We start from the raw sequence: 12603 nt of genomic DNA on the forward strand, positions 1-12603 counted from the left end.
TGAAAAATTACCAATATTTGACCAATGTGGTAATTTTAGGTTTGTTTTAAATTTTATATGACAAATGACTCATTTTTGTGCTCAATTGAGTGAATTTCAGCGAATAAGTGTTCGGTGGGCTTCATGATGCAGGGGTAATATTCATAAGTTTATGAATGTTTTTATCATATAAATTAGTGGTTAAGTTTTATTCTGTGGAATGGTAGTATTCGGGCGTTTCGGTTTTTTTGGCTGAAAAAGATCCTGCAATTTGCCCTCATCATAAACTAACATAACCTATTTAATGATGAAAAATTTAAGTTACCCACTGCTACTTTTGGTGCTTCTGGCCAATTTCGCCTGTAATAAGAGTGTTAATGAGAACATTGACAGTCTAAACCAGGATGTGTTCCTCACGGAATCCTATATGAGTGACCTTAACCGCAAGGAGGATGGTTTGCTTGCCATGCAAATGACCGTGGAGGAAGACCGCAGAGATCTTTACTGGTCAGCAGAGGAATATAACGCACTCAATGCACAAATTACAGGTGGGCTGAGTTTGGTAGATTCCTTGAAATCCTCATTGAGAAGCTTGGATGCCAGCCGTATGGATGCAGGTTTAGCGAGTTTGACAACGACCATCGATGCGCTAAATGAAACGATTAATGAAGACCTCAATTTCTTCAAAGCAAGTTCTGTTGATGAAATCCTTGGCAAATATGAATCCCTTTATCAGCCTGTTATGGTGATCCGAATTGTAAATGAATATGAGCATCGTTTTTCTCAAGGTGATTTTATCTATGAGAATACAATATATGATGTAGATACAGAGGATTATGTTCGTGAAGACTTTTTTGATTTTGATGTAAAAATGCCCGGGGTTGTATGGGAAAAAATAACTTCCTCTGAAGATATGGGTGATGCCCAAGTGGGGGAAATTATCCGTTTACGCCGATTTGCCAATGATTTGGAAATGTATGCGGCAACGCTGCCCATGAAAGATTATGTTGCCCTGAATGAAAAAGGAAATGCTTTGATGGAAGGGATGTATCAAGATGAATTTAGCGAGGGCAATTGGGCAGATTTCGTTGATGATCTTCAGCAGTGGAGAACTTATTATGATAGAGCACCCAATACAACGGTCCATAACTACAATGAAATCAAAAAAGCATTTCAGGCGAAGGTTACGGAGTCCAAATTTAGTTTGCAGGAGATTAATGCGTTGAGTAAGGTAAATGCTGTAGTGTGGAACGGAGGAAAAGCAGATTGGATCAACAAGTATGGGCTGGATTACAACGATGAAATTGAGGTTGAGGGCAGCATAACGAGTTATTCAAAAGGTAAGGGCGATGCCTACATTGCATTTTATGGAAATAAATTCGTGGAAAAGCATGAAATCAATGATTATTTGAGTGTGGAGGATCTCAATTATCATTTTTATTACGGCTTCACTTATAATATTAACGACGCCAAAGAGGTGGTCAATGATTTTGATCAATCCGTGAATGATTTCACGACAGTTTCCTCGGATAATTTGGATGATTATCACTATAGTGATATCCGTGATCTTATTGAGGATAATGCTCATGTGAATGGTGATTTGGAGTTTTTCACGCTGAGAAGTGAAAACAACGAATTTGTATGGAAAGATCATAAAGAAACCTCAGAAGTGTTGGCCTGCTATGACCTGAAAATAGATTTTACAAATAAAAAGGTAAGTCTTGTAAAAGATATGTTCTACTTCGGTGAATGGAGTAAAGAGGTCTTGATTGATAACCAGGATATTGATGCCTTTGAGTACAGCTCAAGCATTAGAATTTCGGATGAACAATATATAGAAGTTCAGCCTAACTATTTATTCATTAAACTGTCGGATCAAGAGAGATTTTGGCTGTATGATCCTCAAGTACTGGATGATACGAACACTGATGCGATTTAAAGTCGTAAACCGATAGCCTTTAAAACACCTTGTGAGTCTTTTTCACAAGGTGTTTTTTTATAAATATTGATTAAATATCTCCTGATTGAGTTGTTTGGCTTTCGCTAAAGCCTGCTCATCGAGTGCTAAATTCACATCTTGATCTTTCAGGCAATGAATAAGCTGGAGGGTATCCAGGTTGCCTGTCAACTCTTCTTTGGCCATCGGGCAACCTCCATAACCACCAATAGCACCATCAAATCTGCGAACACCCGATTGGAGTGCCGCCATGATTTTTTCTTTCTGATGAACAGGTGTTGCGTGGAGGTGTGTGCCAATTTCAAGTTGTGGATATTGAGGGATGTATTGCGAGAAAACCTCCTTGATGAGGTCGGGGCTTGCTGCGCCAATGGTGTCAGAAATCATGATGGTTTCTACGCCTATATTGCGGAGGCGTTCGATAAATGCACGAAGTAGCGAAGGCTGATAGGGTTCTTCATAGGGGTTGCCAAAGGCCATCGAGAGATAAACGATCAATTTTTTTTGATGATTGACTACCATGGCTTGTAGGCGTTCGACCACCTGCCAGGCGGCATCGGTATTTTTTTTGGTATTTCGTTGCTGAAATATTTCAGAAATGGATAAAGGGAAGCCGAGGTGCGTAATCTGAGGGAACGAAATGGCGTCTTCAGCACCACGGAGGTTCGCAACAATAGCGATCAGCTCATGTTCGGAAGTGTCCCCCAACCCATCGAGCAGTTCCGCAGTATCGCGCATTTGCGGCATGGCTTTCGGGCTCACAAAGCTCCCAAAATCAATGGCTGAAAAACCGACCTTGATTAACTGTCGCAGGTACTTTAACTTTACTTCAGTGGGAATAAATTCCGCAATCCCCTGCATGGCATCGCGAGGACATTCAATGAGACTTATCGGAGTGTGCTTCATTTTTGGGATGGTCATGGGCTGAGTAGGTATGGTTGCAGGCTTTCTTGCTTTAACGTTATTTTGCTCCGACTGATACTTAACGCATAAATGTTGTAATGATTTGGATACTATTATTATTGCGTGGGTGTCATTTTAGCGCTTAGGGTAATTTTTATGTCAAATTACCTGCTAAGTCGGATCATTTATTTTATTTTTGCGGTCTTGAATTTAAAATAACAGAGGAAAATGGGATTGAACAAACAAACCCTTGATCAATTTTTTGCCAATGTTGTTGAGCAGTATCATGCGAAACAATCGCTGGCGTATGTGGGACAGTCCCCTTTTACTTATGCGGAGTTTGGACGTAAGGTTGTCAATACCCGCCTAAAGTTAGAGGAGTCGAACATCATTCATGGTGATCGAATAATGATCCTTGGGGCGCCGTCACCAAATTGGTGTGTCGCCTTTTTGGCCGTTACTACTATGGGCGCTGTTGCGGTGCCTGTCATGGACGAAGTGGCGAGCAATGACATCGACCATATCATCAAACATTCAGAAGCAAAAGCAATTTTTATTGCTGATAATATATATGAGTCTCAGTCTTTGACGCGTATGCCGAAGCTGAAGGTTTTTAGTCTTGACCAGCTGGAAGTAGTGGCAGAGCCACTTCAGCCGATTGAGAAAAGAACTGGAGGGCAGCAGGTGCAGGAAGACGACCTGGCGGAAATCCTTTACACTTCAGGGACGACTGGCCACTCAAAAGGGGTGATGCTTACCCATAAAAACATTGTTTCCAATGCCATCGAGAGCTCCTCTCAAATTGGGATCATTGATTCCAGTTCTGTGGTTTTGGGTATCCTGCCTTTGGCGCATGCTTTTGGCGGAACGGCAATGTTCCTTGGGGGGATATTTCATGGCTCAGAAATTCACTTCCTTCGCCGTAAGCCGACCCCAAAGTTGTTGCTGGCAGCGATGGAGGAGGTTCGGCCAACAGTGCTTTGTGCGGTTCCTTTGATCTTTGAAAAGATCTTCCACAAGCAGGTATTGCCTAAAATCAACAAGAGTAAAATCTTCTCGAAAATGGTGAAAAACTCCCTCGGTCGTCGTGTGGTTTACCGCTTGATCGGGACGAAAATCATGAAAATGTTTGGTGGCCGTTTGCGTGGTGCAATTATCGGTGGGGCATCTCTTAACCGAGAAGTTGAACAATTTTTGAACGATGCAAAGATTCCTTTCGCGCCAGGGTACGGACTCTCAGAGGCAGCGCCCGTAGTGGCTTGTTGTCATCCATCGAAAGCAAAAATGGGCTCTGTAGGTTTAATCACCAATGGCTGTACAGTTAAAATCGTTGAGGCGAATGAGCAGGGTGTAGGCGAGATTTTGGTGAAGGGTCCGAACGTTATGCAAGGGTACCTGAAAAACGATGCTGCCACTGCTGAGGTATTTACAGAAGATGGCTGGCTGATTACGGGGGATCGTGGTTTTATGGATGAGGAAGGTTACCTATACATTCGTGGTCGCTCAAAAAATGTGATTATTGGCCCTTCGGGAGAAAATATCTACCCTGAAGTTATTGAAGATAAACTCAAAGAATCTCTTTATGTGGAGGAGGCTTTGGTTTATGCGGAGAATAATAAGGTGACTGCACGTGTTTATCCTGACTTGTCTTATATTGAGGGCGAACTGAATGGGACGCATCTGAGCAATGAGGATATGCAAGAATATTTGCAAAAGCTGCTGAACGACGTGATGAAAGATACCAATAAAAAGTTGGCGGCCTCTGCGCGGGTAAAGGCAATACGAGTTCAGGAGGAGCCATTTATCAAAACACCGACCAAGAAAATAAAAAGGCCTTTGTATGTGCCAAACTACGGCATGTAATTTGCTAAAGATCAAATGAGAGAATTTATGAGCCCCCATTGAGCATTGCTTGAAGGGGGCTTTTTTATGCTCCGCTGTTCTGTAAAAAAAAATAGGCGAGCCCCAGTGGAGTCGCCAATCGTCTGTGTTTATTTGTCTTGCTTAAAGGGAATTGTCAAGAATTGCACCTTCATCGGGAATTCCTCCCATTTGCATCACCGCACGGATTTCCATTCGCCAGGCACCGTCACCAAAGCGTGGGTCGCCCTGGGCAATATTAACCGCCTGTTGCATATTGTCTGCGGTAATCATATAATAACCTGCGATATCTACCTGATTGGGAGGCAGGGAAGTGACCTCGAAATTGCCCTCTGTTCCCCGAATAGTTACTGCGCCAGGTTCCAGTGGTTGTGCCTCTTTCAGGTGGCCTTGCAGCGAAAGGCGCTCAAGGTACTGACCGATGTCTTTGATATCTCCTCGGTGACTTTCACCTGTTTTTTCTTCCACAGGGTTCCCCTCAGGGAAAATTAGAATCATATAGTCTTTCATCGCTCGAAATTTACTAATAATTAGGCGGTTTTACTATTGGGGCAGTGCTTTGTAATGGTAAATAGGCGTACCTTTCCGTCTGATTTGTAAACGGGTACGCCTATTTATATTGATCGCAAGGGATTATAACCCCATAGCTGTTCTGAATTTGGCAATATTTTTCTGAGCGATCTCACGGGCACGGGCCTCTCCTTTTTCAAGGGTAGCTTCCAGTTCCTGAAGATTCTCCATATAGTAATTAAAGCGTTCACGCGGCGCTTCGTATTTCTCGAGGATAAGCTCCAGCAATGCTTTTTTTGCATGACCAAAACCGTAGTTTCCGCCTTCGTAGTTGGCACGCATCTCGGCGATCTGCTCTTCAGAGGCGATCAGCTTATACAAAGAGAATACATTACAGGTATCAGGGTTTTTAGGCTCTTCCAATGGGGTCGAATCAGTTACAATGCCCATCACCTGTTTCTTCAATTGCTTTTGAGGCAAGAAGATATCAATGACGTTGTTGTAAGATTTACTCATCTTTTGGCCATCTGTACCAGGAACAATCATAACCTGCTTGTTGATGCTCGCTTCAGGAACAACGAACAGTTCTTCACCATATTGGTGGTTCATGCTTTTGGCCATGTCGCGCGTCATTTCAAGATGCTGCTTCTGGTCTTTACCGACAGGAACAATCTCGGCATCGTAAAGCAAAATATCAGCGGCCATCAATACAGGGTAGGTGAACAATCCTGCATTTACATCCGAAAGCTTGTCGGCCTTGTCTTTGAAAGAGTGGGCGTTCTGGAGCATTGGAAATGGCGTGTTACAGCTCAAAAACCAGGTAAGCTCCGCGGTTTCAGGAATACGAGACTGGCGGTAGAAGATATTTTTTTCAACATCAAGACCAAAAGCCAGCCAGGTAGCTGCCACATTGAGTACATTCTGACGACGAAGACCTGCGTCCTTAATGGTGGTCATCGAATGTAAATCAGCGATGAAGTAGAGTGCTTCATTCTGCTCCTTTTCTGCCAACTCGATAGCAGGCAAGATTGCACCAAGAATATTTCCCAAATGCGGGCGTCCGGGCTGCTCAGGAGTACCCCCCGAGCTTTGAATACCAGTTAAAATCCGAGCCATGGATTTATTTTGTTTATTATATAAAAGAAAAAGTCTATTGAAAGATCATCAGCCGTAAAAGGCTTTGTTGATCTTGATGCAAGTTAATAAAATTCATTGAAGAATTGATGAGCGGGGCCTTCTGAGCGTTAAATTATGTGAAAGGAGGAAGACTTTGACCAATATGGGCCTTGGAAGGTTCAAGAATATGAAAATAGTTGATATATTTGAATAATGTAATAGCCCCTGCTGCGGGCTTGTTCTTTATTCCCAAAAATAACCTGAAACGAAGAAATATTTATTATGAGAAATTTAGTTTTCTTTTTTGCGGCCATGCTGATCAGCTTCAGTGCTTTGGCTCAGGCAAAGATAACCTTTAAGGAAAGTGACCATGATTTTGGTAACATTGAAGAAGTTGATGGGCCAGTGAGCTATACTTTTCATTTCAAAAATGATGGACAAGTGCCTGTTCAGATTTCCAATGTGCGTGCTTCTTGTGGGTGTACGACCCCTGCCTGGTCTAAAGATCCGATCTTACCGGGTAAAGATGGTTTCATTAAAGCATCATATAACCCAAAAGGACGCCCTGGCGCATTCCATAAATCTTTGACCATTACCTCTAATGCCAGTCCGAATATTCAGTATTTGTACATTAAAGGTAATGTGAAACCTAAGCCACGCACCCCAAAGGATGACCTCCCAACGAAAATGGGGGCTATGCGCGTAAAGTACCGCTCATTCAACATGGGTAAACTGACTGACGATAAGGCGACCACCAAGACTTTTGATGTGATGAACGACTCGGAAAAACCATTAACTTTCCTTGGCGCAAAAACACCTTCGCATATCAAAATTACCTTCAGCAAAAAAACTTTAGCCCCTGCGGAAAAAGCACAAGTTTCGGTTACTTATAATGCTAAGGCGAAAAATGATCTGGGATTCCTGAGCGATCAGGTGATTATTAACACAGATGAAGAAGGCACAAATGGGAAAAAATCATTGCGTGTTGTTGCGACAATCGAGGAGTACTTTCCACCAATGTCGGCGGCAGAGATGGCAAAAGCGCCACATTTGTCGATTGCAGGTGCTGTTTATGAGTTCGGTTCAGTGAATGAAGGCGAGAAAGTGAGCCATGAGTTTGCGATCCGAAATACGGGGCAGCAGCCTTTGGAGATCCGCAAGACCAAAGCTAACTGTGGCTGTACAGTGCCTGAGCTGCCAAAATCAACATTGGCTCCAGGCGAAGCTTCTGTGATCAAGGTGGTGTTCAATTCAAAAGGACGTCGGGGCAACCAATATAAAACGGTGACGATTTTCACCAACGACCCTCAGAAGCCTACACAGGTGGTAACACTGAAAGGTAAAGTGATTGAAAAATAGCAATCGCGTTAATTAAAAAAATCCCCAAGCTTTTGTCAGGCTTGGGGATTTTTTTTGCTCAATTATTGATCGTAATTCCGATGGCCGAAAATAGAGGACCCTACACGGACCATCGTACTGCCTTCTTCAATAGCAATTTTATAATCACCACTCATCCCCATACTGATCTCCTGAAGCGCAACATTTGGGCACAGGTCTTTGGTCTTATGGGTCTCAAAAAATTTTTTCAGCCCTGCAAACTCTTTACGGACCTGTTGCTCGTTGTCGGTATTGGTCGCCATGCCCATCAGCCCAGTGATGCGTATGTTTTGATAGTCTTTGGCGATCTCACAAAGAATGTCGGCCGTTTCTTCATAAGATAAACCGAACTTGCTCTGCTCTTCGGCAATATGTACCTGAAGCAGGCAATTGATAATGCGATCGACCTTTTTTGCCTGCTTATTGATCTCTTTCAGTACCTTAATGCTGTCTACAGAATGAATAAGGGCAACGAAAGGAGCCAGATACTTCACTTTGTTGGTTTGCAGATGCCCAATCTGGTGCCACTCAATATCTTTGGGCAAGTTGGCCGCCTTGTCGGCCATCTCCTGAACTTTATTTTCACCAAAGGCACGCTGGCCAGCCGCATAAGCCTCTTCAATGGCTTCCTGTGGTTTGGTTTTACTGACGGCAATAAGTCGGGCAGAAGTGCCTTCAAGCTGATGATTAAAATCGGCAATATTTTTACTGATACTCATGGGAAAGGTCTTTTTTGTGATGTCCTTGCAGTAAGGGATTTTTAAAGCGAGTTCAAAACTTAAAATTTACAGTAAATGGTAAGTTTATGGATACGCTCTTGGGAAGGCAAGTTAATGCTTTTGGTTAAATGTAGAAAATGCCAGTGGCCTTATCCTCTATTTGGAGAGCTTCATCAACAAATCGGTACATGTACGGTTAAGTGATAATTGTCAGCTGAAGATTTAATGAAGGGCGGTTTTGGTATTTTTTGATGGTCAATTCTGCATATTTCTATTCAGCTGAAAGGATAAATACCCGGGGATTGTGGGAAAATTAATCTGATCACCCTACATTTGTTCCCTTATGATTCTGCCTTAATTAAAAGCATAGAAGGTTGGCGGAAGCATGATTTTGAAAAGAAAATATGTTAGGATTTTTTAAAGGGTTGATGTTTGGCGTCTTACTGGCTTTTATGGTCGGTCCTGCGTTCTTTGCATTAATACAGACAAGTATTCATAAGGGCTTCCGAGCTGGGGCGACTTTGGCTTTCGGAATTTCCTCAAGTGATTCGATATATATTCTGCTGAGTTATATAGGGGTGAGTTCTTTTGTGGATCAGCCAGGCGTAGCAGAGGTCATGGCGTTGGTCGGTGGAGGTGTAATGGTGGTGTATGCTGCCTTATTGCTATTGAAGCCACCAAAAGAAATAAAAAAACATGAGAGTCGCGGGACGACGACCATTTCGAAAATGGGGCATTTTGGTCAGTTTTTGAAAGGTTTCTTCCTGAATGGGATGAATCCGGGGATTATATTGTTCTGGATTGCGATGGTCGGTATTATTACCAGTAATAATTCATTTTCCGATTTGGATCGGCATATGTTTTTCGTCGGGATTATTACCTGTGTGTTGTCGCTCGACCTTACCAAGGCCTATGCCGCTCACCGATTGAGCCAGATTATTACCGTGAAATTGCTGCGTAAACTGAACCTCATTATTGGTGTTGTATTGTTGGTCTTTGGACTGAAGTTGCTCTATGATGGCTATCAGGCGCACTATCATCCTGGGGAACAGTCAAATCCAGATCTTGAATTATTCAAAAAATTATAAAAACAAAAAAAGGGATGAGCAATATGCTGATCCCTTTTTTTTAGGAATTTTTGAGTTCTGGTTCTTTTAGTGTGAAGGCCATTTTGTAACGCTCCTGCGATAGCTGCGCGATCGACTTTTGTTCTATTTTGTGATCAAGCCAAATGATCAGGTCAAGGTACAGGAAGGGACGAAGCTCTCTCGGGTCGTTTCTGAGTTCTTCGAGTAATGCCCGGTACTTTTTGAATTCGTCCATCAGCTGATCAGGGAGCAGGAATGGCAAGCGGCGGATAAACCGCAAAACAACCCGCTGTACCTCATAAAGCTCTTCCTCTTTCATCAGGTATCGGTAAGTGGACTTCAGCAGGTACTCCAGATAGTCATATTCCTGCAATTCAAAATAGCAGATCACAATCAGCAGGCGCGCAAAAGCATGAATGTCCCCCCGAAGGTCGGTATTGCGCTCTGTGATGATCAGATTGAGGTACTTAATAGCCAGTTTGTAATCGGCATTGCCAAAATACAGACAGGCAATTTTGTAATATAAAGAAAGGATGATCTGCTTGTCAAGGTGGCGTTTATGCTCTTGCAGACCCTCCTCAATCTTTGGGATCACCTCAATGCCTTTCTCAAATTCCCCATCAATAAATCGGTAGTTGATATAGTGATTCGACCAGCTGCTGAAGTACAATATTTTGATATTGGGGATGTTCATCAGCGTTTCGTCCTCGCCAACCTGTTCCAAAACCTTGTAGAAATATTCAAATTTCCCATAATAGGCGGAGAGGAAACAAGTGTTGAGCATGTTGTCCAGTCCCTTGAGGTACATATCGGGCATGGTAGGCTTCATCAGTGGCTCTTCATCAAACAGGCTGACCCATTTGTAGCAATAGCGGTAAGCATTGAAAAAGTCCTGTGTCAGGAAATAATACCACTGCTTGGCATGATAAAGATTCAGCTTTTCAGGGAAACACAATTCCTGCTCTTCAAACATGGGCATATGGGCCTCCATAATGGCGTCGGCTTCCTCCCTGTGAGCCCCATCATAGGTATGTCCTTTTTTCAGAAATAACCCATATAACAGAATGGCCATATCAGAAAATACCGATATCCTGTTGGAGATAATATCTACTTTTTTCGATTCCTGTGTCAGGTCCTCCGCCCGCGAGGAGATGCTGCGTGTGATAAACTGGCTCTCAATACGCTTCTCAAACTCAATAATGGTCTTGATCTGGCGCAGTCGGCTGTACTTATAGGCAACAGCCTTGGCCTTGTCTAAAATTTTCAGGCTTTGCATATAAAGCCCACGGTTGTAAAGTATTTTGGCGTAATCAATTTGCTCACGAATGTTTATCGCAATATCGTTGTTCTTGTAGTTCAGGCGCAGGCTGGTTAATAATTGTTTATATAAGTGTGCCTTTAAGTTCGAGAGCTGTACTTTCTTAATGTCCTTGGCTTTTTTCATCAAAAGCTTCTCATCGTACTCGTCTTGCTTGTCTATTAAGTCAAACAACTGAAGGAATTTGGCCCCTTCAGAACTGCTGTTTCGCTTCACATATAGCTTAAAATTGCGTTTTTCAGACTTACTGAGCGATTTTATTAGCTGAAAAAGGTGGTCCGTTTGCTGTTTAGCCATAGTATGTCTGTCTTTATGGTTTTTGAGTTAATCGACTGATAACCAATGGATTTAATGGTGGTGTTGAAGGTTTGGCTTTCGTATTTTTTATCGATTTATGTTTTTTCTTCAGGCATCTAATCCTTTAGATTAGAGTATGAAAAAAGAAGAGGGCTGAGCCCTCGATATTTAGGCTGATCTCTTTAAAAGCCTAAAAAAATATTTTTTTGCTAAAAAGCCTAATGAATAATAATTTATAAACGAACCATGATTATGGATGCAGCTAAAGTACATATCTTTGATACCACATTAAGGGACGGCGAGCAGGTACCAGGGTGTCAGCTCAATACTGAGGAAAAGGTAATTGTAGCACAGGCGCTGGAAAATCTTGGTGTTGATATTATCGAAGCAGGTTTTCCGATATCCTCTCCAGGGGATTTTGAAGCCGTAGAAGCAGTGTGCCGTGCAGTGAGTGAGCCAACGATTTGTGCGCTATCACGAGCAGTGAAGAAAGATATTGATGTGGCCGCTAAAGCCCTGCGCTATGCAAAGCATGGGCGTATTCATACTGGAATTGGTACTTCAGCTTATCATATACAACATAAATTCAACTCTAACCCAGAAGAAATTATTCGTCGTGGGGTGGAGGCCGTAAAATATGCCAAAGGACTTACCGATGAGGTGGAGTTCTATGCCGAAGATGCTGGTCGTACTGATAATGCTTTTCTGGCCCAGGTTGTGGAAGCCATGATTGATGCTGGTGCGGATGTCGTGAATATTCCCGATACTACAGGCTATTGTTTGCCTAATGAATATGGTGAGAAAATCGCCTATCTGAAACAACATGTTTCCAACATTGATCGCGCTATTATTTCCACGCATTGCCATAACGATCTCGGGATGGCCACCGCCAACTCCATTGCTGGTGTAATGAATGGGGCGCGCCAGATTGAAGTTACCATGAATGGTATTGGTGAACGTGCTGGTAATACCTCTTTGGAGGAAGTGGCCATGATTCTGAAGAGTCATCAACACCTGAATCTATATACCAAAATTCAGTCCATCCAATTGGCTAAAATGAGTAAGCTGATTTCTTCAATGATGAGAATGCCTGTGCAGCCTAACAAAGCGATCGTCGGACGTAACGCTTTTGCACATTCATCAGGGATTCATCAGGACGGTATGCTGAAGCACCGAGAAAATTATGAAATTATCGATCCTAAAGAAGTGGGGGTGGAATCTTCAGAGATTATCCTTACTGCAAGAAGTGGTCGAGCAGCTTTGCGCCATCGTTTAGAGTGTTTGGGCCATACGGTAGAACCTCAGCGATTGGACAACCTATATGAGAAATTCCTTGAGATGGCTGACGAGAAGAAAGTCATTGAAGACGGAGATCTATGCCACTTGGTAGCATCTTGAACTCCCGTTGCAAAATAGGATCATTAGGAAAGGCTGTCGGCATCTTCGGTGTCTATTGCC

General features: G+C 42.8%; 10 protein-coding genes. 5 read left to right on the top strand and 5 right to left on the bottom strand.

Annotation, left to right across the window (positions count from 1 at the left end):
• The first annotated feature begins 283 nt into the window (after positions 1-283).
• Complete coding sequence (locus AABK40_RS04100) at positions 284-1918, top strand: hypothetical protein (RefSeq protein ID WP_338397716.1); 1635 nt, start codon at positions 284-286, stop codon at positions 1916-1918.
• A gap of 57 nt (positions 1919-1975) precedes the next feature.
• On the opposite strand, the gene AABK40_RS04105 is transcribed toward AABK40_RS04100, so the two are convergent.
• Positions 1976-2857 carry a beta/alpha barrel domain-containing protein gene (locus AABK40_RS04105; protein ID WP_338397717.1) on the bottom strand — a complete coding sequence of 294 codons (882 nt, stop codon included), beginning with the start codon at positions 2855-2857 and terminating at the stop codon, positions 1976-1978.
• 210 nt (positions 2858-3067) lie between these two features.
• On the opposite strand from AABK40_RS04105, the gene AABK40_RS04110 reads away from it, so the two are divergent.
• The gene (locus AABK40_RS04110; RefSeq protein ID WP_332922742.1) at positions 3068-4702 is read left to right on the top strand and encodes an AMP-binding protein; all 1635 of its coding nucleotides are present in this window, start codon (positions 3068-3070) and stop codon (positions 4700-4702) included.
• Positions 4703-4843: 141 nt separating this feature from the next.
• On the opposite strand, the gene AABK40_RS04115 is transcribed toward AABK40_RS04110, so the two are convergent.
• Positions 4844-5230 carry a YciI family protein gene (locus tag AABK40_RS04115; RefSeq protein WP_332922741.1) on the bottom strand — a complete coding sequence of 129 codons (387 nt, stop codon included), beginning with the start codon at positions 5228-5230 and terminating at the stop codon, positions 4844-4846.
• A 123-nt stretch (positions 5231-5353) separates the two neighbouring features.
• Positions 5354-6346: a tryptophan--tRNA ligase gene (gene trpS / locus AABK40_RS04120; RefSeq protein ID WP_332922740.1), complete on the bottom strand. Its 993-nt coding sequence runs from the start codon at positions 6344-6346 to the stop codon at positions 5354-5356.
• Between the two features lie 282 nt (positions 6347-6628).
• On the opposite strand from trpS, the gene AABK40_RS04125 reads away from it, so the two are divergent.
• Positions 6629-7705, top strand: a complete 1077-nt coding sequence (locus tag AABK40_RS04125; RefSeq protein WP_332922739.1) for a DUF1573 domain-containing protein — start codon at positions 6629-6631, stop codon at positions 7703-7705.
• 62 nt (positions 7706-7767) lie between these two features.
• Here the strand turns inward: AABK40_RS04125 and AABK40_RS04130 are convergent, their stop codons facing one another.
• Positions 7768-8442: a YggS family pyridoxal phosphate-dependent enzyme gene (locus AABK40_RS04130; protein WP_338397718.1), complete on the bottom strand. Its 675-nt coding sequence runs from the start codon at positions 8440-8442 to the stop codon at positions 7768-7770.
• 404 nt (positions 8443-8846) lie between these two features.
• Between AABK40_RS04130 and AABK40_RS04135 the strand changes: the two genes are divergently transcribed.
• Entirely contained in the window at positions 8847-9530 is a 684-nt protein-coding gene (locus AABK40_RS04135; RefSeq protein WP_332922737.1) for a LysE family translocator, read from the top strand.
• A 40-nt stretch (positions 9531-9570) separates the two neighbouring features.
• Here AABK40_RS04135 and AABK40_RS04140 read toward each other — a convergent pair whose 3' ends face one another.
• Positions 9571-11145: a hypothetical protein gene (locus AABK40_RS04140; RefSeq protein WP_332922736.1), complete on the bottom strand. Its 1575-nt coding sequence runs from the start codon at positions 11143-11145 to the stop codon at positions 9571-9573.
• 252 nt (positions 11146-11397) lie between these two features.
• Between AABK40_RS04140 and AABK40_RS04145 the strand changes: the two genes are divergently transcribed.
• On the top strand, positions 11398-12543 hold the full coding sequence (locus AABK40_RS04145; RefSeq protein WP_332922735.1) for a 2-isopropylmalate synthase: 1146 nt from the start codon (positions 11398-11400) through the stop codon (positions 12541-12543).
• The last annotated feature ends 60 nt before the right edge of the window (positions 12544-12603 follow it).

It is taken from the genome of Persicobacter psychrovividus, from assembly GCF_036492425.1.
In the GTDB taxonomy this organism is placed as follows: Bacteria; Bacteroidota; Bacteroidia; order Cytophagales; family Cyclobacteriaceae; genus Persicobacter; species Persicobacter psychrovividus.